The organism is Pseudomonas sp. RC10 (assembly GCF_038397775.1).
Lineage (GTDB): Bacteria > Pseudomonadota > Gammaproteobacteria > Pseudomonadales > Pseudomonadaceae > Aquipseudomonas > Aquipseudomonas bambusae.
The window spans coordinates 149,271-167,384 of record NZ_CP151650.1 but is presented as its reverse complement, the minus strand read 5'-3'; the positions used below and the strand labels follow the sequence as shown (position 1 = coordinate 167,384).

At 58.1% G+C, this 18,114-nt stretch carries 16 protein-coding genes; 8 read left to right on the top strand and 8 right to left on the bottom strand.

Going from position 1 to position 18,114, the window contains the following annotated elements:
- Position 1 precedes the first annotated feature (1 nt).
- The 4 genes from AAEO81_RS00750 (at position 2) to glmS (ending at position 4,731) form a co-directional block, all read left to right on the top strand.
- Positions 2–427: a F0F1 ATP synthase subunit epsilon gene (locus tag AAEO81_RS00750; protein WP_043192055.1), complete on the top strand. Its 426-nt coding sequence runs from the start codon at positions 2–4 to the stop codon at positions 425–427.
- A 125-nt stretch (positions 428–552) separates the two neighbouring features.
- The gene (glmU, locus tag AAEO81_RS00745; RefSeq protein ID WP_341961039.1) at positions 553–1,920 is read left to right on the top strand and encodes a bifunctional UDP-N-acetylglucosamine diphosphorylase/glucosamine-1-phosphate N-acetyltransferase GlmU; all 1,368 of its coding nucleotides are present in this window, start codon (positions 553–555) and stop codon (positions 1,918–1,920) included.
- Positions 1,921–2,118: 198 nt separating this feature from the next.
- Positions 2,119–2,886: a DeoR family transcriptional regulator gene (locus AAEO81_RS00740; RefSeq protein ID WP_341961038.1), complete on the top strand. Its 768-nt coding sequence runs from the start codon at positions 2,119–2,121 to the stop codon at positions 2,884–2,886.
- 9 nt (positions 2,887–2,895) lie between these two features.
- Positions 2,896–4,731: a glutamine--fructose-6-phosphate transaminase (isomerizing) gene (gene glmS / locus AAEO81_RS00735; protein WP_341961037.1), complete on the top strand. Its 1,836-nt coding sequence runs from the start codon at positions 2,896–2,898 to the stop codon at positions 4,729–4,731.
- A gap of 61 nt (positions 4,732–4,792) precedes the next feature.
- Here the strand turns inward: glmS and AAEO81_RS00730 are convergent, their stop codons facing one another.
- The 5 genes from AAEO81_RS00730 to AAEO81_RS00710 all read right to left on the bottom strand — a co-directional run bounded on the left by AAEO81_RS00730 (position 4,793) and on the right by AAEO81_RS00710 (position 9,700).
- Entirely contained in the window at positions 4,793–5,482 is a 690-nt protein-coding gene (locus AAEO81_RS00730; RefSeq protein ID WP_341961036.1) for a flavin reductase family protein, read from the bottom strand.
- 44 nt (positions 5,483–5,526) lie between these two features.
- Complete coding sequence (locus AAEO81_RS00725) at positions 5,527–6,747, bottom strand: M20 aminoacylase family protein (protein WP_341961034.1); 1,221 nt, start codon at positions 6,745–6,747, stop codon at positions 5,527–5,529.
- Between the two features lie 77 nt (positions 6,748–6,824).
- The gene (locus AAEO81_RS00720) at positions 6,825–7,913 is read right to left on the bottom strand and encodes a carbon-nitrogen hydrolase family protein (RefSeq protein ID WP_341961032.1); all 1,089 of its coding nucleotides are present in this window, start codon (positions 7,911–7,913) and stop codon (positions 6,825–6,827) included.
- A gap of 48 nt (positions 7,914–7,961) precedes the next feature.
- The gene (locus AAEO81_RS00715; protein ID WP_341961030.1) at positions 7,962–9,458 is read right to left on the bottom strand and encodes a sodium:solute symporter family protein; all 1,497 of its coding nucleotides are present in this window, start codon (positions 9,456–9,458) and stop codon (positions 7,962–7,964) included.
- A 14-nt stretch (positions 9,459–9,472) separates the two neighbouring features.
- Positions 9,473–9,700, bottom strand: coding sequence for a hypothetical protein (locus AAEO81_RS00710; RefSeq protein WP_341961028.1), 228 nt, complete (start codon positions 9,698–9,700; stop codon positions 9,473–9,475).
- 243 nt (positions 9,701–9,943) lie between these two features.
- Here AAEO81_RS00710 and AAEO81_RS00705 point away from each other — a divergent pair, with 243 nt between their 5' ends.
- Positions 9,944–10,939: a LuxR C-terminal-related transcriptional regulator gene (locus AAEO81_RS00705; RefSeq protein WP_341961027.1), complete on the top strand. Its 996-nt coding sequence runs from the start codon at positions 9,944–9,946 to the stop codon at positions 10,937–10,939.
- Between the two features lie 37 nt (positions 10,940–10,976).
- On the opposite strand, the gene AAEO81_RS00700 is transcribed toward AAEO81_RS00705, so the two are convergent.
- From AAEO81_RS00700 to AAEO81_RS00690, 3 genes are all read right to left on the bottom strand, one after another.
- Positions 10,977–12,164 carry an AcvB/VirJ family lysyl-phosphatidylglycerol hydrolase gene (locus AAEO81_RS00700; RefSeq protein WP_341961024.1) on the bottom strand — a complete coding sequence of 396 codons (1,188 nt, stop codon included), beginning with the start codon at positions 12,162–12,164 and terminating at the stop codon, positions 10,977–10,979.
- A gap of 420 nt (positions 12,165–12,584) precedes the next feature.
- A complete protein-coding gene (locus AAEO81_RS00695) occupies positions 12,585–13,517 on the bottom strand; it encodes a LysR substrate-binding domain-containing protein (protein ID WP_341961022.1) in 933 nt (310 codons plus the stop codon).
- A gap of 202 nt (positions 13,518–13,719) precedes the next feature.
- Positions 13,720–14,643: a DMT family transporter gene (locus AAEO81_RS00690; RefSeq protein ID WP_341961021.1), complete on the bottom strand. Its 924-nt coding sequence runs from the start codon at positions 14,641–14,643 to the stop codon at positions 13,720–13,722.
- A gap of 169 nt (positions 14,644–14,812) precedes the next feature.
- On the opposite strand from AAEO81_RS00690, the gene gcvA reads away from it, so the two are divergent.
- From gcvA to AAEO81_RS00675, 3 genes are all read left to right on the top strand, one after another.
- Positions 14,813–15,721, top strand: a complete 909-nt coding sequence (gene gcvA / locus AAEO81_RS00685; protein WP_341961020.1) for a transcriptional regulator GcvA — start codon at positions 14,813–14,815, stop codon at positions 15,719–15,721.
- Positions 15,722–16,156: 435 nt separating this feature from the next.
- Positions 16,157–16,600 (top strand): cupin domain-containing protein, encoded by a 444-nt coding sequence (locus tag AAEO81_RS00680; RefSeq protein ID WP_341961018.1) that lies wholly within the window; start codon positions 16,157–16,159, stop codon positions 16,598–16,600.
- Positions 16,600–18,108 (top strand): methionine--tRNA ligase, encoded by a 1,509-nt coding sequence (locus AAEO81_RS00675; RefSeq protein WP_341961016.1) that lies wholly within the window; start codon positions 16,600–16,602, stop codon positions 18,106–18,108. Before AAEO81_RS00680 ends, AAEO81_RS00675 begins: the two co-directional genes overlap by 1 nt.
- The last annotated feature ends 6 nt before the right edge of the window (positions 18,109–18,114 follow it).

Sequence of the window (18,114 nt, the reverse complement as noted above, 5' to 3'; positions counted from 1 at the left end):
AATGGCTATGACAGTCCATTGCGATATCGTCAGCGCGGAAGGGGAGATTTTCTCCGGTCTGGTCGAGATGGTGATTGCACACGGTAACCTGGGTGATATCGGTATTGCTCCAGGTCACGCGCCGCTGATCACTGATCTGAAGCCAGGTCCTATCCGTCTGATCAAGCAGGGTGGAGAAGCCGAGGTGTTTTACATCTCCGGTGGTTTCCTTGAGGTTCAACCGAACATGGTCAAAGTGCTTGCCGATACTGTGCAACGCGCTGCCGACCTGGACGAAGCCTCTGCTCAGGAAGCCGTCAAGGCTGCCGAGAAAGCCCTGAATGAAAAAGGCGCAGATTTCGACTACGGATCTGCTGCTGCACGTCTGGCGGAAGCCGCAGCCCAGCTGCGTACCGTTCAGCAAATTCGCAAGAAGTTCGGCGGCTAAGGTCGGCGGCTCTCATGCGCGATTGAGTAAAAGGGTAGCCTCGGCTACCCTTTTTCTTTTTTCGGCTCTTTCTCCTGAACCACCTGCCCGGCCAAGGCTGAGGCTAGTCCGCCTGGAATCCCTTCATGTCTCTCGATATCGTCATTCTCGCCGCAGGTCAGGGCACTCGCATGCGTTCGGCGCTGCCCAAGGTGCTGCACCCGGTCGCCGGCAACTCCATGCTTGGCCATGTTATCCACAGCGCCCGCCAGCTTTCTCCGCAGAGCATTCAAGTCGTGATTGGCCATGGCGCGGATCTGGTACGGGAGCGTCTTGCCGCTGACGACCTGAGCTTTGTGCTGCAGGACAAGCAACTGGGCACCGGCCATGCCGTAGCGCAGGCCGTACCTGTACTGAGTGCTGACACCGTGCTGATCCTCTACGGCGACGTGCCGTTGATCGAGGTGGAAACACTGCAACGCCTCTTGACCCTTGTGAATGACCAACAGCTTGGCCTGCTGACAGTCAATCTGAATGACCCCACCGGCTACGGCCGCATCGTCCGCGACGCCGATAACCGTGTCAGCGCCATCGTCGAGCACAAAGACGCCACCGAGGCACAGAAGGCTATCAAGGAAGGGAATACCGGCATTCTGGCGGTGCCGGGCAAACGTCTCGCGGACTGGCTTGGTCGTCTGTCGAACAACAATGCACAGGGCGAGTACTACCTCACCGACGTTATCGCCATGGCGGTGAACGATGGTCTGACCGTGGCGACGGCGCAGCCGCTGGACGCGATGGAAGTGCAAGGCGCCAACGACCGCAAACAACTCGCGGAGCTGGAACGCCACTATCAGATGTGTGAAGGCCGCCGACTGATGGGCCTCGGCGTGACGCTGCGTGATCCTGCGCGATTTGATGTGCGAGGCGACGTCACCGTGGGCCGCGACGTGCTGATCGACGTGAACGTGATCCTCGAAGGCCGTGTCGTGATTGAGGACGACGTGTCCATAGGTCCGAACTGCGTGATCAAGGACAGCACCCTGCGCAAAGGCGCCATCATCAAGGCCAACAGCCACCTTGAAGGCGCCATCGTGGGTGAAGCGGCCGACGCAGGCCCGTTCGCGCGTCTGCGTCCTGGCAGCGTGCTGGGTCCTCGCGCCCATGTGGGTAACTTTGTCGAGTTGAAGAATGCCGAGATGGGGGAGGGCGCCAAGGCGGGCCATCTGACTTATCTGGGTGACGCTATTATCGGCGCGCGTACCAATATTGGCGCTGGGACGATCACCTGCAACTACGACGGCGCCAACAAGCACAAGACGGTCCTGGGCGAAGACGTGTTCATTGGTTCCAACAACTCACTGGTCGCGCCTGTGGATATCTCATCCGGCGCTACGACGGCTGCCGGTTCCACCATTAATCAGAACGTGGCTGCCGAGCAATTAGCAGTCGCGCGTTCGCGTCAGCGCAACATCGATGGGTGGAAGCGTCCAGTAAAAACCAAAAAGAGCTGAGTTATCCACAGTCGAAGCCGGCTTGAACGTCCATGACGGCGTTCAGGCCGGATTCAGTCCTCATGTGCCACCCTGCTTGCGATTCGTATGCACCGGCTGCGAGTTGAGCCGCTCATTTCACAGCCGCCTCTTGACGAGAATCTTTCGATAGGTTTCTATTGCGGCCGTTATCTTTCGAAACGAAACTTAAGGTCAGCCATGTCGAAACGCAATACACCTCAGCGTCGCCACAATATTCTCGCGTTGTTGAATGAGCAGGGCGAAGTGAGTGTGGACGCGCTGGCGAAGCGTTTCGAAACGTCCGAAGTTACGGTTCGTAAAGATTTGGCAGCGCTTGAAAGCAACGGTCTGTTGTTGCGTCGCTACGGCGGCGCCGTGCCGATGCCCCAAGAGCTGATCGGCGAACCCGGCCAGCCGGTGTCTCGCCACAAACAGGCCATCGCTCGCGCGGCGGTTACGCGCATTCGTGAACACGCGCGCATCATCATCGACAGCGGCAGCACCACCGCCGCGATGATCCCGGAACTCGGCCAGCAACCCGGCCTGGTGGTCATGACCAACTCCCTGCACGTGGCCAACGCCTTGGGTGAGCTGGAGCATGAGCCGGTGCTGTTGATGACCGGCGGCACCTGGGACCCTCACTCCGAGTCCTTTCAGGGTCAAGTCGCCGAACAGGTGCTCCGATCCTACGATTTCGATCAACTGTTTATCGGTGCGGATGGTATCGATTTACAGCGCGGTACAACGACATTCAACGAATTGCTGGGCTTGAGCCGCGTCATGGCGGAAGTCGCCCGGGAAGTGATCGTGATGGTCGAGGCCGACAAAGTCGGTCGCAAGATTCCCAATCTGGAGCTGCCATGGAGCAGTGTCCACACCCTCATTACCGATGATCGCCTGCCCCAAGAGGCTCGCGACCAAATTCAGGCTCGCGGCGTGACATTGATCTGCGCCGCTGTTTCCTAGGAGAAGACCATGTGTGGAATCGTCGGCGCCGTCGCTGAACGTAATGTCACAGCCATCCTGCTGGAGGGCCTCAAGCGCCTTGAATACCGCGGCTACGACAGCGCCGGTGTCGCGCTGTTTAGCAACGCTGGTGTGCTTGAGCGCCGTCGTCGTGTGGGCAAGGTCAATGAGCTTGAGCAATCGCTGGCGGGCGAACCGTTGGCAGGCCGTCTGGGCATCGCCCACACACGTTGGGCCACCCACGGTGCGCCGCTGGAACACAACGCCCACCCCCATTTTTCCAGTGGCGAGCTGGCTGTCGTCCACAACGGCATCATCGAAAACCACGAGCCACTGCGCGAGCGCCTGAAAGGTCTGGGCTACCTGTTCACCTCCGACACTGACACAGAAGTCATCGTCCATTTGCTGCACCACAAGTTGCAGGACACACCAGATTTGGCCGCTGCCCTGAAAGCCACCGTCAAAGAACTGCACGGTGCATACGGTCTGGCCGTGATCAGCGCCAAGCAACCGGATCGTTTGATCGCTGCCCGCAGTGGCAGCCCGCTGGTGGTGGGCCTGGGCCTTGGGGAAAATTTCCTGGCATCGGACCAACTGGCGCTGCGCCAGGTAACCGACCGTTTCATGTACCTGGAAGAAGGCGACATCGCTGAAATCCGCCGAGACAGCGTCCAGATCTGGACCGCCGATGGCCAGCCGGTCGAGCGCGAAGTGGTCCAGTACCGTGAAGGCGCAGAAGCGGCGGACAAGGGCGAGTTCCGCCACTTCATGCTCAAGGAAATCCACGAGCAGCCAAAAGTCGTGCAGCGCACTTTGGAGAACCGCCTCGGCCACGGCCAGGTGCTGGTCCAGGCCTTCGGCCCACAAGCCGCCGAGCTGTTCGCTAAAGTGCGCAACGTGCAAATCGTTGCCTGCGGCACGAGCTATCACGCGGGAATGGTCGCGCGTTACTGGCTCGAAGGGCTGGCGGGCATTCCGTGTCAGGTCGAAGTGGCCAGCGAATTCCGCTACCGCAAGGTCGTGGTTCAGCCGGACACGCTGTTCGTCTCGATCTCGCAATCAGGCGAGACTGCTGACACGCTTGCTGCACTGCGCAACGCGAAAGAGCTGGGCTTTCTCGCCAGCCTGGCCATCTGCAACGTCAGCATCAGTTCGCTGGTGCGGGAATCAGACCTGACCCTGCTGACTCAGGCAGGTCCGGAGATTGGCGTGGCGTCGACGAAGGCATTCACCACGCAACTGGTGGCGCTGATGCTGCTGACCCTTTCGTTGGGTCAGATCAAAGGCACGCTTGAAGACGGCGTGGAAGCCGAATTGGTTGAGGAGCTCCGTCGCTTGCCGACCCGTTTGGGCGAAGCGCTGGCCATGGACAGCACCGTGGAGAAAGTGGCCGAGCTGTTCGCGGAGAAGAACCACACCCTGTTCCTTGGCCGTGGCGCGCAATTCCCGGTGGCGATGGAAGGTGCGCTGAAACTCAAAGAGATTTCCTACATCCACGCCGAAGCCTATCCCGCAGGCGAGCTGAAACACGGCCCGCTGGCCCTGGTCGACAGCGACATGCCCGTCGTCACGGTCGCCCCGAACAACGAGCTGCTGGAAAAGCTGAAATCCAACCTCCAGGAGGTCCGGGCCCGTGGCGGCGAGCTGATCGTCTTCGCCGACGAACAAGCCGGCCTGAACAACGGCGAAGGCACCCACGTCATCTCAATGCCACACATCGTCGATGCCTTGGCCCCGATCCTCTACACCATCCCGCTGCAACTGCTGTCGTACTACGTCGCGGTGTTGAAGGGCACCGACGTGGATCAGCCGCGGAATTTGGCGAAATCTGTCACTGTCGAGTAAGTCACGCGTCAGCTTGGAGAAAAAAGAGGCCGCTATCACGCGGCCTCTTCTCTGAAAAAATTCAAACCTTCGCCAGCGGTTCATACGCCTGTTCCGGTATTTCGGATAGTCTCGACGCATGCACCTGTCCGCTCAGGCCATAGAATTTCTGAAAGCTCATAATCAATGGCGTCCATTTGTCCGGATCGATCCGGTTGGCGTGGCCGTCCATGAGCACATCCGGGTGGACGTGCACGCGGTTGATCCGGACTTCGATGAGGCTGATGAAGCCGCGCAGCACGTCGCTGTCTTCGCCTATTCCATGAGCCGCCGCGACGACTGCCTCAAGCTGTATGGGGCATTCCAGCGCTCGTGCGGCCTCGACGGTGTCGGATGCCACCTTGGTCATGCCCGCGCGGCCAAATTTGTCGGGCTCGTACACATAGCCCATCGCTTCTCGAAACGCTGGAACGGGGTACACGCCTGTGGTTTTGGCGATGCGGTCTACGGCGCTCACTTCGTTGACGGAGGGAAGGTTCAGTACGCATTCGTTGGTGCGCAGCAGGTTTTGCGCGGTCTGCGAGCCGGACGCGATACCCAGCACGCCTCGCCACCCCAGCCAGAACGCCGAAGAGATGGGGGCAAGGTTGTGAGTACCGTCTTCATTGACGGTACTCACCAGAACAACGGGGGTGCCGAGGTAAAGGATGTGGGGTTCGGCGACAACGTGGGGCGCATTCATCAGTGGGTTCTCCATGGTCAGATGACTCATGGTGCGGCCCGTTCGGGATCTGTACGCTCCGATTCTTGCGGCGTTTATGTCTGATGGACGGAGGCTGCCTGATACGACTTCAGAATGCCGCAGAAAAGTCGCACGCCAACTGGAATCAGCGCATCGTTGAAGTCATACGCGGGATGGTGCAGGGGCCTTGAGGCTTCGGCGCCATCAGCGCCTAACCAAAAATACGCGCCCGGGCAGGACTGAAGCATGTATGCAAAATCTTCCGATGCCATGGACGCTCGTGTATCCCAACGCACGTTTTCGGCACCCAAAATAGACGCCGCGACATCCCGCACGCGCTCGGCACAGGCCGGGTCATTTTGAGTAACCGGATAACCTTCTCGAAACGCCACTGTACCTGTTGCCCCAAAGGCGCTCGGCAAAGTATTGACCATTGTGGCGATCATTTCCTGTATCCGACTGCGCACATCCCTGGACAGGCACCGGACTGTCCCCCTGATCGTCGCGGTGTGAGGAATGACGTTATAGGCCGTGCCGGCTTCAATCATGGTGACGCTCAGCACGGCAGCGTCCAGCGGAGAGATTCGCCGCGAAACGATGGTTTGCAGCGCTGACACCAACTGGGTCGCCACGACAATGGGATCGATGCCGTTCTCAGGCATGGCCGCATGTGAGCCGGAGCCCTGAATCAGAATGTTGAACGTGTCTTGGGACGCCATCATCGCCCCCGGATTCACGGCCAGCGAACCTTGGCGCAGGCCAGGCCAGTTGTGCAAGCCGTACACCGCCTGCATGGGAAACTGTTCAAAAAGCCCGTCTTCGATCATCCGCCGCGCGCCAGCCCCTGTTTCTTCAGCAGGCTGAAAGATGAAGTGGACCGTGCCCGTGAAGTCCGTCGCTTCGCAAAGATGCTGAGCGGTGGCGAGCAACACGGTGGTGTGACCGTCGTGGCCGCAGGCGTGCATGCAGCCATCATGGGTGGAAGCATGCGCCAAGCCGCTGTTTTCCTGCATAGGCAGGGCGTCCATGTCGGCACGCAAGCCGATGGCGGGCCCTGTTCCTCGTTGTAATGTCGCGACGACACCCGTCCCACCGACCCCACGAGTCACGGTAAGGCCGAAGCTTTCCAGCAACCGGGCGACCTGCTCGCTGGTGCGATGTTCGTGGTAGCCCAATTCTGGATGAGCGTGAAAGTCACGGCGCCAGGCGCAGGCTTGGTCCATGAGCGAAGAAGTGGGTGCGTCTTGAAATGAAGGCATGTTGTTATTCTCGGCTGTCCTTTTTAAGCGTTGCATCGACGGGCACATGCAATCGGAGCCATGTGCCTGTTCACGTCGATCCGGGGGCAATCCCGTCCTTCAATGCAACGACCTTATCCTTCGACGTCTTCTGTTGATGACCATTCCGTAGTTGCATGAGCTGATGCGACAGCACCCTCTGCTGCGGGGAATGGCCCACGCTGTTCTTGCAGGCCGGGTTCGAAAGCATGCACCCGATGAGCAGGGGTCCGATTAAGCAGAAGGCGCATCACATCAGGCCGCGCGTAATGGCCCGCGGGATCGGCAGCGGCCTTTGCCACAGCGATTTCACCGAGATCGATTGGCGCACAGATCACGCCTTCCCATGTGTCGGGCATGCGCTCTGAAATCAGGTTGCCATAAGGGCCATAAATGACGGAGTGCCCTCCGCCGGTGGTGAATAGCGCATGTTTTTCCGGCGCGTCGCAGATTTGATCCACCATTGACTGCGATGTGACGGAGGACGGCGCCAGAACGAAACATCCACCCTCCAACGCGTAGGTCTGGGTGGCGGCCAGACTCGCCTCGGCGCTCAACGAATAGGCGACGTCTTTGTACAAGCTGAAGCCGGGCCACGCTGCTACATGCAGCTGCTCGTTCTGGCTGTACATGGCGAATTTGGTCAGCGGCTGCAGATGCTCCCAGCACGACAGTGCACCGATGCGCCCCAGTGGGGTCTCGCTGACGACCAGGTCGCTGCCGTCGCCCTCGCCGAATACCGTTCGCTCCATGTGTGTGGGCTTCAATTTGCGACGTCGGGAGACGCTTTCGCCGCTGTCGTCGATGATCCAGTTACCGACGTAAAGGCTGGCGCCGATACGCTCGACCACGCCCAGCGATACATGGATTTTGTGCTGCCGGGCAGCGGCGGCGATTAGCCTTGCACCTTCGCTTTCATAGGTGAAGGCGTTCTCATAAAAGCGACGTACCCAGCCCTTGGAGAAACCCCAAGCGGGGGCATCGAGCCAGATCCACCACGGATAACCGGGAATCCAGTCTTCGGGAAAAGCGACGATTGACGCACCCTGACGCGCCGCTTCGGCAATGTAATGGAGGGTTTTTTCAACGGACAACTGAAGATCGCAAAAACCCGGTGCGGCCTGGACCACGGCAGCGGTGAACTCAGCGGGAAACGGTGAATGTTGCGAGGCGGACATGTTCATGATGGCTACTCAACAGTAAAGCGTTGATGACGTGGCGTTGTAGGTGGTTCAGCCGCGTACAGGCAGATCCGCAATCGGCATGGGTATCGCTTCGGGCTGCGCATCGCGAGCCACCGCGAACAACGTCTCGACCCTTTCGCTTTCTTGCGCTGTGTGGGGCTTGAAGTAGGCAAAACCCACATAAACCGCCAGGTTGACGACCAGCGCCAGCACGCCCGATGACAACCCATAGGCCCCAGCCAGCGTCTCTTTGAAAAACAGTTCAAGCATGATCACCAGCACGAAACCCACGACCATTCCGGCGATGGCCCCTTGCTTGTTACCGCGCTTCCAGAAGATGCCGAGGAACTGCGGCACAGCCAGCTGAATGACCCCTTGATAGGCCAGCACAGCCAGGGTGAACAGAGCGGGGAGCGAGAGACAGGCCACCCATGCAGCCAATGCAGTCAGCACAACCATCGCAAGCTTGGAGACGGTGACGAGTTGGCGCGGCGTGAGATCGACGTAGTTCCCGATGAGGTCGTTGGCGAACTGAGCGCCTGTCGCTTGAATGCTGCCGTCGGTGTGACCGATGGACGCCGCCAGCAAGACAACCCCCGCCAATCCGAGTAACACCAAGCCTCCGGCCTGCTGGCTGACGAGGAACCATACGTCTTCTTCGTGACCGGCGATTCCTGGGAGCTGCGACGCGAGCATCCCGAAAATCAACAGTGAGACGCCGAAGATCAGCGACAGCGGCATGGCCAGCGCCGCCGACTTTTTCAGGGCAACCACGCCCTCGGCGGTGAATAGCCGCACGAAGATGAACGGCAGGCACCAGCCCCCGATCGTCCCGGTAAAGAGCAGGCTGAACAGATACAGCGGGCCTTCCTTCGAGCCAATGCCAGGAAGCGCGAACATTTTGGGGTCAAGTGAGCCCAGCGTGATCCCTTTGGAGAAGCACAGCCATGCGATCAATGCACACAGCATCACGCTGCCGAAGACGTAAGCGACGATGCCTTGATACATATCGGAGATGATGACACCACGCATACCCATGCGAATGGTCCAGATCTGCCGTATGGCCACCACGATGACGCCTAGAATCACAGCTTCAGAGAAGGGCAACGCGCCCAATGACATGAAGTGAAACAAGCCACCCATCGCCTGCATGGCTAAGACCAGCCATGGAAATCCGGACACGATGCCAATTAACGCGGCGATGGTACGGATGTGCCGTGAGTCATAGCGAAGGGCGAACAGATCGGGCTGTGTGTGCAGGTCGAATTTCTTGCCCCACACCCACACGGTTTTGGCCATGGCGTACATCAGCACCACGGTCAGCAGGCTGTACGCGAGGACATAGAACGAAATCACCCCGGCGCCGGCCGCTAGCCCGGCAAATGCAGTAAACATCGCGCCTGGGTACCAAGTGTTCAGGAACGACATCGCCTGGTAATTCGCGCCGAATGATCGGCCGCCGACGGCATAGTCGGTGAAGTTCTTGTCTTTCACGTGGCTGCGTTGAAGGACGTAGATGATCATCGCGAAGAAGATCAGAAGCATTCCGAAAGTGACAATCATTGAAGTTCTCCCGCTTCGGATTCCTGCATGTATGCCGCCACGACGCTGGCCGTGATCGAGATGCAGATCGCGATGAAATAAAAGAGTGTCGGCGCAAGGCCAGCGATAGGTGTCTGGTGATCGTTCACTAACCAGTGAAGCGGTGGCAGCATCAACACGATCGCGTTGGCCACGAACCAGAGCCGAATGAGAGAGGAGCCGCGAATTAATTGTGATGTAGGCATGGCAGGCGTCCGTGGAATCCTTTGGTAAAACCCAAAGAAAGGTGGTAGGAATTGCCTGACATAAAAATGTAAGGCACGCGGCCACTGTAGGAGCGCCCATTGGGTAATCCCATCGTTCAAATGAACGGGGTGTGCTTCAAGCCAGTGTGACGTGCCACGAGGAGGCCTGATTGACGCAATGGAGTGCGACTGCTTGGTTCTGCCGCTTGCAGCCACCGGACGACAGCGTCCCAGGAGTCACCCATGTTGAAAACGCTCACAGATTGCGGCGACGTGGTTTTGAACATCAACACATCAGCCTTTGAAGCGGACGCGGAAGTCTTTCAAGAGCAGGTGTTGAACCAGATCGATCAGGTGATCGGCTTCGATCGAGCCTGGTGGGGCATCATGTCCCCCACTGCGGCGGGCTTTACCCTGCTGAGTTCATACCAGGCCAATCTCCCCGACTCGTATGTCGAGAAATGGCAAACGTGTACCGGCGATGACCGATTGGCGATGAGTGTGAACGATGCGCCGACGCGCACCGTGCGTTTCGGCACTCAGGAATTGCACAGCACTGAGGGGCTTTACGAGATCAATGCCGACGTTGGCAACAAGTACGCCCTGTGTACGGCCTACAGATTGCCGGGACGAGACGACGACTTCCTGTTTCTTTCATTGTTTCGATGCGGCCGAAGCGCCGCCTTCGACAAGTCAGATGTGTGGGCCAAACAGTTTCTGATGCCTCACGTCAATTTGGCGTGGCGCCACAATCTTTCGCGACGTCAGGACCATTATGCGGGGGCAGCCGACGCCTCGACCGTCATGAGTTGCGTGTTCGTCGACCTGCAATTTGCCGTGCTGGATCCGCCACCGCGCTTTCGTGAGCTCGTTCGTTCGGTCTGGCCGCACTGGTGCGGCCCCACGCTGCCTGAGCCGCTGATACAGGGTCTGCTCAATGTGCCTCGCGGCTCGGCAGTGAGATTTGCAAGACTCGGTTTTACCTTGAAACCGGCGGGTGGTCTTAGCCTGTTGAGCATTTCGGCCGTATCAGCCCTGGACAGTCTGACCCCGCGCGAATCGCAAGTAGCCGCGGCATTTGCCTGCGGGCAGTCATACAAGGAAATCGCGCGCTCTCTGGGATTGTCGCCAGCAACGGTACGGCATTACCTGCGAGAGATTTACGCCAAGCTGGGACTGACCGATAAGGTCGAACTCGCCAATCTGGTGCATCATGCGCCCGGTCGCGCAGAGCCCTGACCCGCGTGTTATGACGGATATACCGTGATGACCCCTCTTATGATCTCTTGATGAAGTCGATCAGGTAGGTGGACAACGTGTCGTAATCGTCATTGAAGTGGTGGTTCCCGGGAATCCCAAGGGTCTTTCCGACGACGGTGGCGTCCGTGCATCCGCTCTTGCGCGCTTCATCCGTGCCGTACACACAGAACACTTTATTGGCGGGCAGCTTTGCCATTTCCGGGCCTGTCGGGTATTTGCCGGTGTCTTTTCCCATCATGCCTTCGATGCGGATTTCGAAGTTGGCGCTACGTGCGAACGACAGCAGCACAATGCTCTGAACATCGGCCTGATCGGTAACAGGCAAGCGATTGTAGAGCGCGGGAAGTACATCAGCGCCAAACGAATAACCGGTGAGGATGAAGTGTTTGATGCCCCATTTCTGGCGGTAGTGCTCCATCATTTGGGACAACTCTTGGGCGCTTTTTTCCGGGCTTTTGAAGTCCCAGTAATACTCCAGCGCATCGACGCCGACGACGGCGATATCGGCGTCGGACAGATGTTCCGAAACGCGTTTGTCCAGTCCCCGCCAACCGCCATCACCTGAATAAAAGAGCGTCAGTGTATCGCCGGGGCTGGCGGCAGGCAGTTCAATCAACGGCAGCTTGTTGAGCATGTTCAGTTCGGGGATGTTGAGAATCGTATGACGCAGATACGTTTCCAGTTCCTCGGAAATCAGCTTTTTCGGCGTCATCGGTGTTGTGACGTGAGTGGCGACGCCGTTTTCCCAAACAGTCAATTTGTTCGACGTCAGGTTGTGCCATGTCCCTTTTGACGGGAGCACGGTGGCGGGGTCTGCGCAGACTTCCTTACTGGCCTCCCCAATGCCATCGGTCGTCAGCGAAACGGCGATTGCCCGTTCATTTGTTTGCAGTGAGAGCCAACGCTGCGCCAGCATGGCCTCTTCATCGAGCCCTACGACAATATCGGCAGTCGGCGCGAAGCGTCGCAAGGACTCGTCGAATTTGCGAAGGGCCTGCAGGCAATCGGAAGGTGAAAGTTCGATCTTCACCACGGTGGCGGAGGCATCGAAACTCAGTTTGCGCAGGCGCTTGGTTTCCAGGTCGTTGTCCACAGGCACAGCGATGACGATGGTTTTTTTCGACACATTGGGCACGAACAGCGTCAGCGTCGACGAGCCGCCGAGGTCGTGAGTCTGCACGGTGGGTAAGACGCGTGGCAGCATGGCTCTGCGAGCCTTTCGTTCAACGACCGAGTGAGAGTGGACCGCCCATGCAACGGCCAATGCGACGAGGACAGCGATGGCGACCAGCAGGTATTTTTTTTGTTTGAAGCGCCGACTGAGGGTTTTGATCGTTTGCATTCTGATTATTCTAAAAAGCCTTTCTGCCTCAGGTATCGCGAGGAAAACCTCTGACGGTCACAGGGCGAAAACGGGGGTATGGGATTGGGCGCAAAAGGCACCCGAGCGCAGGCGCCGCATCATACGTGAAGACTTGAATGCCATTCACTGTATCCCGCTCCGCCTGTCTGGAGGCTGACGTACTATCGTTCACAGGAATGAATGGAGGAAAAAAACCACTCGTAAGTGGTTTAAAAAGAGGGTGTAAATAAGACGCCGGTCAAACCTCGCAGGTGTTTGAATTCACGCGACCTTGTGCACACTCGCTGCTTCACAAACATGCCCCTTTACCGTCTTGCCTGCCTGCTGCACCGCCCATTTCATGAACTCGACAATCGCCCATTCCTCACGCCGCTCTTTGGCGCAGTAAACGAAATAGTCGAATTTCAGTTCGGACGTAGCGTTGGTCACTTGCACCAGGCGCTTGGAGCGCAGGGCTTCGGACGCAAACACGTTGTTGACCAAGGCAATCCCTTGGCCCGCACAAGCGGCACTTATCAACAGGGATTCATCGCCATAACTCGATCCCTGGATCATTTTGCGGTTGTTCACACCGAACGCATTCATCCACACCTTCCAGTAGTTGCGTTCGGTGTCTTGGAGCAGTGGATAAGTCAGGCAGTCTTGTGGACTGTCGATGGTCCGTTGTTTGGTAAGCAAGTTTGGACTGCACACGGGGATCAAATAAGACGACCAGAGGCGGGTGGCATGGTTGTCCGGGCTGCTGGCCATTTCTCGCTGAATAGAGATATCCACATGGCCATGCTTGAGATCCGAGAGGCCATTGCAAATCTGTATCGAGATTTCGATGGTCGGGCACCGCTCTTTGAAACTTCCCAGCGCGGGGATCAGCCAGGAGCTGGCGATGGTGGACGTGGTGCTGATGACCAGGCGGGTCTGGCGAGGCTGTTTGAGGGCCGCGCCAGACCAGGCTTTTTCGATCACGTCGAAGGTGTCGGACAGCTCATCGAACAGGCTGCGGCCACTGGTGGTGAGCTGAATGCCTTTGGCGTCGCGTTCGAACAGGCGTTTTCCAATCTGATCTTCCAGCCCTTTGATCTGCTGGCTGATGGCGGCGGGGGAGACGCACAGGTGATCGGCGGCGCGTTTCATACTGCCCACCTTGCACACCTCGACGAAGGTGCGAAGGGCAATCAAGGGAATCGCTCTGCTCATCGTACTGACTCCGCCCGGATGCCACAGCCCGAAAGCTGAAGGGTGAACGCGTGTGTGAGTGATGCCATGTCAGTCATTCCAGAACGTGTCGTTATCTCCGGTCCGGCAGATCCATGAGTAAATGCCGGGCGAAGAAAGGCCGAGTCTGGCGGTCGCCACCAGACAGTCTCGTTACGGATTCAGCTGTGGATAAGTGCGTGAATCAGGTAGTGGCGGGGTTGTCCCGTGATTCGGGTAACGGTTTGGGCGTGCTCTTGCTGAGCACGAACCACACGGCTAGACAAATCAGCCCGCCACCGTACAGATGACCCGCCGACAAATGTTCATCCAGGAACATCACGCCCCAGAGCACCCCGAATGGCGGGATCAAAAAGGTGACGGTCAGTGAGCGGACGGGGCCGATGTCAGCAATCAGCCGGAAATACAGAATGTAGGCGCAGGCCGTACACACAAAACCCACCGCGAGAAGGGACAACCAGACCGTTGAATCTCCCCAGCTGACGGGCGGGTTGACGGTGGCCGAGATGCCGAAGAACGGCACGAGAAACAGCGTAGCGCCGATTTGACTGCCAAACGCGACGAGTTTGGCGTCGAGACCGCCTTTGTCGGCAATCCACTGGCGGGTGAGAAACCCTGCCACGCCGTAGCAAGTGGTTGCGACCAAACAGGCCAGAGCACCCATCACCACCGTGCTGGTGAAGGTCATCGGGCCGGTGGTGGTCAACAAGGTGATCCCCAACAAGCCCACCAATACACCCGCTGCTTTTTTCGGAGTCAGCGTGTCATTGAAAAACATGGACCCGATCAAGACGCCCATTAACGGCGTGGTGGCATTGAGAATGGCGGAGTATCCGGCGGGTAATAGCAACGCCGCCATGCTGTACATCAAAAACGGAATACCCGAGTTGATGATACCCAGCACCATGGTCGCTTTGAGTTTGCCCTGGAAATCGTGGCGGGTTTTAAACATCGCCAGGATGACGAATAAACCGATGGCGGCGATTGATACCCGGAAGAATGCGGTAGGCAATGCGCCTAATACCGGGGCGGCCACGCGCATGAACAGAAAACTTGCTCCCCAGATCGCAGCGAGGAGAAGCAGTCGAACATAATCAGATGGACGCATAGCACTTCCTTCCCAAATCCAATGCTTGAAACGGACGGCGCGAAAGTTGTGGATTGACGCTTGTCGAGCCGGGGTGTGATGATTTGAGCAGTCTCTCCAGTCGTGCTCAAGCGAGCTTTTCTAACGCACATTAGATTTTCTTAACTGATTTTCTTAACTAAGGACCGGCATGAAATTCCCGCCCTTGTACGCGTTGCTTTGCTTTGAAGCGACGGGGCGTCACGCCAGCATGAAGAGCGCGGCGGGCGAGCTTTTCGTCACCCCGGCGGCGATCAGCCAACAGATCGCCAAGTTGGAAAAAGCCGTGGGCGTCACGCTGTTCATCCGCAACACCAAGCGTCTGGAGCTGACCCCCGAAGGTAAGATTTACTTACGCGCGATCCGCCCCGCATTAGGCCAGATCTCAGACGCGACTCAGCGGCTGATGAGCGACAACGGCCCTAATACCATCACGGTCAGTTGCACCAGCGGTTTTGCGATGCAATGGCTGTTGCCGCGCCTGCCGGATTTTCAGGCGATCTGCCCTGGCATCGAAGTGTTGATCAGCACGACCAATCGATTGGTTGACCTGTTGGGCGACGGGGTGGATTTCGCCGTGCGCCACGGGCTTGGACGCTATCCGGGTCTGGAGGTCGAGATGCTGATCAACGACCGTTTGCAGCCGGTATGCGCGCCGAGCCTGCTGCCGGAGTCGCGCTTTCTGTCATCGCCCATCGATCTGAAGAATTACAACCTGCTGCACGACGAACACCGTGAAGACTGGGCGCTGTGGCTGCGGGCGGTGGGCATCGAGGACGCTGAAGCTGCGGTGCACAGGGGCTCAGTATTTGTGGATTCCAACGGGGTGATCGAGGCTGCGTTGGCGGGCATGGGCATCGCACTGGTGCGTCGGTCGCTGGTGCGCGAGGAGCTGGCGTCTGGGCGGCTGGTGGTGCCGTTTCGCGCGACGATCGACACGCCCATTGCGTATTACCTGGTCTACGACGAGACCGCCATCCTGCCTAAATCCAGCCGTCAGTTCCGGGATTGGCTGGTGTCCCAGGCGATAGCCAGCCAACGGGAATTCACGACGCGCTGAGGAGTGGGGTGCCTATCCACGGCGGCTATACCGTTCACATGCTACCTGCTGGAGAATCGCGGCCCCCCTGAGGGAGCGAATTCATTCGCGAAAAGTCAGTTCAGACGATGCATTTATAGCGACTGATCCATTTTTCGCGAATGAATTCGCTCTCTCAGGTTTCAATACATCCGCCCCTTTTTATCGCGACAGTTAAGCCCTGCTTTAGCGTCAATTGAGCAAACATTTCGCGCCAAATAATCTGTTAACCACTTGATAAGCATGATGATTAAGCAAACTTGAGTTAAGTCAAACTTAACCACTGATTGCATATTTCTTGTTTGCTCCCCTTCCCGAATTTCTTCAGCTTATCCCTCAACTCAACGGCGTCGTTAAGCCTTGGCTAGCGCCGGCAAAACAACGAGCAAGGATGCTCCGGGTTGAAGGAGACACTTCATGACAGGCTTTCAAATTTTCCGTCCCATGGCGTGGGACAAACTGGTTCATGAATACGATCTGGACGGGTCCCGGCTGTTGCCGTGGGACGGTTATCCGACCCCGATTGGCGGCGGTTGGTGCGTTGTCCGTCCCGGCACCAAGTCCCTGTCCCACACCCAGATCGATCAAGAGTTCTTCATCGGCATAAAAGGCACGGCCAAGCTGGTCGTTGTCGATCAGACCTACCCCTTCACCATGGGCGATATCGCCGCCATTCCGAAACACACCGACCATTACGTCCTTAACGACACCGACGAAGATTTTCACTTCTACGTGGTCTGGTGGGACCGCGATTCGGCCAACCGTTTCCTCGACGAAGACGCCCAACAGGCCGTCGCCCTGAACGAGTTCGCGCTGCAAAAAGCGACGATCCATGACGTGTCCGATCAGAGGGCTTCGTAATGGGCAAGCTCCTGGTCACCATTACACCGCCCACCCCGAACGGCGACCTGCACATCGGTCACATGGCCGGGCCGTTTCTGGCTGCGGACATCTACACCCGCGCACAACGCCAGCGCGGGCATGATTGCACGCTGGTTTCCTATTCCGATGACTATCAGTCCTACATGCTGCGCCGTGGCATCGAACTGGACCGATCGCCCCAGGAGCTGGCGCTGGAAAACACCGACAAGATCAACGACACCCTGAAAAAGATGGGGATTGAAGTTGATTTCTGGATGCGCCCTTATCGCAATAACTATTTCAAGAAGGCGGTCGAAGAAACCTACGAATCGGCGATGAAGGCGGGGGCCATTTACAGAAAAGTCAGCCAGGAACCCTACTGTGAACAGTGCGAAAAATGGGGCTATGAGGCGTTTGGGCGGGGCAATTGCGATCATTGCGGTTCTGACTCCGACGCCAGCCAGTGCGAGGAATGCGCCCACACGCCCAACGCGTCGAAGATGACCGAGTTTCGCTGCAAATTGTGTTCGTCCCAGATGATCTGGCGACCGGTCGAGCGTGAGTTCCTGGCGCTGTCCAACTTCCGCAGCCATCTACAGAGCACTTTCGAACACGCTCCGCTGCGCCCCTTCATTCGCCGCTTCCTCAACGAAGAGTTCGAAATCGGGCCGATTGATTGGGGCATCACACGTCCTCACGACGGCGGCTTAGACCTCAAGCCCGACGGCAGCCGACGCATTCACACGTGGGTGATGGGCCTGTCGGGTTATCTCGGCGCGTTCCGCGAATACCTCAACGAACACAAGCACGCGCCTTGGGAATACGACGAGTACTGCCGCTCGGGCAAAGGCCGATTGGTGCATTTCCTTGGCTACGACTGCGCGTTCAGCCACATGATGGTTTACCCCGCGCTGCTCCAAACCATGCACAGCTACCGCATGCGTCAGACCTTCTATACCAATCAATTCCTGACCCTGAACGGCAAAAACCTCTCCACCAGCCGCAATTACGCGATCTGGGCCCGGGACCTGGTGGCCGACGCCTGCACCGACAGCGCCCGGTTCTATCTGGCTTTGATTGCGCCGGAACAAGACACCGATGACTTCGATGTCGAAAAATTCGCCGCCTGGCGCGAGCAAACTTTCAACGAGGTGCTGGTGAAACTCGCCGCGCAGGCCGAGCGGGAGCGCGTGGAGGGCGACAGCCTGAAGGTCACGTCGGCTGATGCTGCGGCGATCAAGCTGCTGGTGGCCCGCTGGTTCGAAGTGACTTCGGTGGATCACTTCAGCATGAAAGGCCTGGCCGTCTTGCTTAGCGACGTGATCAACGCGGCCCGTGATCGCCAATTGCTTGGCAAACGCATCCTCCCTTACATGGCGTTGATCGGGGCGATTGGTGCGCCAGTGTTTCCGGATTTGGCCAAGCAGATTCTGCGCTACTGCCGTTTCACGGAGAACGAAGTATTTCATCAGCTGGTGTACGTCAGCGCCGTTGAGTACGAGATCTGATCAGGA

What these genes read in the sequence shown, in the direction of transcription:
- AAEO81_RS00750 (WP_043192055.1), top strand. Translation starts at nt 2, where the DNA reads ATGGCTATGACAGTCCATTGCGATATCGTCAGCGCGGAAGGGGAGATT.
- glmU (WP_341961039.1), top strand. Translation starts at nt 553, where the DNA reads ATGTCTCTCGATATCGTCATTCTCGCCGCAGGTCAGGGCACTCGCATG.
- AAEO81_RS00740 (WP_341961038.1), top strand. Translation starts at nt 2,119, where the DNA reads ATGTCGAAACGCAATACACCTCAGCGTCGCCACAATATTCTCGCGTTG.
- glmS (WP_341961037.1), top strand. Translation starts at nt 2,896, where the DNA reads ATGTGTGGAATCGTCGGCGCCGTCGCTGAACGTAATGTCACAGCCATC.
- AAEO81_RS00730 (WP_341961036.1), bottom strand. Translation starts at nt 5,482, where the DNA reads ATGAGTCATCTGACCATGGAGAACCCACTGATGAATGCGCCCCACGTT.
- AAEO81_RS00725 (WP_341961034.1), bottom strand. Translation starts at nt 6,747, where the DNA reads ATGCAACGCTTAAAAAGGACAGCCGAGAATAACAACATGCCTTCATTT.
- AAEO81_RS00720 (WP_341961032.1), bottom strand. Translation starts at nt 7,913, where the DNA reads ATGAACATGTCCGCCTCGCAACATTCACCGTTTCCCGCTGAGTTCACC.
- AAEO81_RS00715 (WP_341961030.1), bottom strand. Translation starts at nt 9,458, where the DNA reads ATGCTTCTGATCTTCTTCGCGATGATCATCTACGTCCTTCAACGCAGC.
- AAEO81_RS00710 (WP_341961028.1), bottom strand. Translation starts at nt 9,700, where the DNA reads ATGCCTACATCACAATTAATTCGCGGCTCCTCTCTCATTCGGCTCTGG.
- AAEO81_RS00705 (WP_341961027.1), top strand. Translation starts at nt 9,944, where the DNA reads ATGTTGAAAACGCTCACAGATTGCGGCGACGTGGTTTTGAACATCAAC.
- AAEO81_RS00700 (WP_341961024.1), bottom strand. Translation starts at nt 12,164, where the DNA reads ATGCTGCCACGCGTCTTACCCACCGTGCAGACTCACGACCTCGGCGGC.
- AAEO81_RS00695 (WP_341961022.1), bottom strand. Translation starts at nt 13,517, where the DNA reads ATGAGCAGAGCGATTCCCTTGATTGCCCTTCGCACCTTCGTCGAGGTG.
- AAEO81_RS00690 (WP_341961021.1), bottom strand. Translation starts at nt 14,643, where the DNA reads ATGCGTCCATCTGATTATGTTCGACTGCTTCTCCTCGCTGCGATCTGG.
- gcvA (WP_341961020.1), top strand. Translation starts at nt 14,813, where the DNA reads ATGAAATTCCCGCCCTTGTACGCGTTGCTTTGCTTTGAAGCGACGGGG.
- AAEO81_RS00680 (WP_341961018.1), top strand. Translation starts at nt 16,157, where the DNA reads ATGACAGGCTTTCAAATTTTCCGTCCCATGGCGTGGGACAAACTGGTT.
- AAEO81_RS00675 (WP_341961016.1), top strand. Translation starts at nt 16,600, where the DNA reads ATGGGCAAGCTCCTGGTCACCATTACACCGCCCACCCCGAACGGCGAC.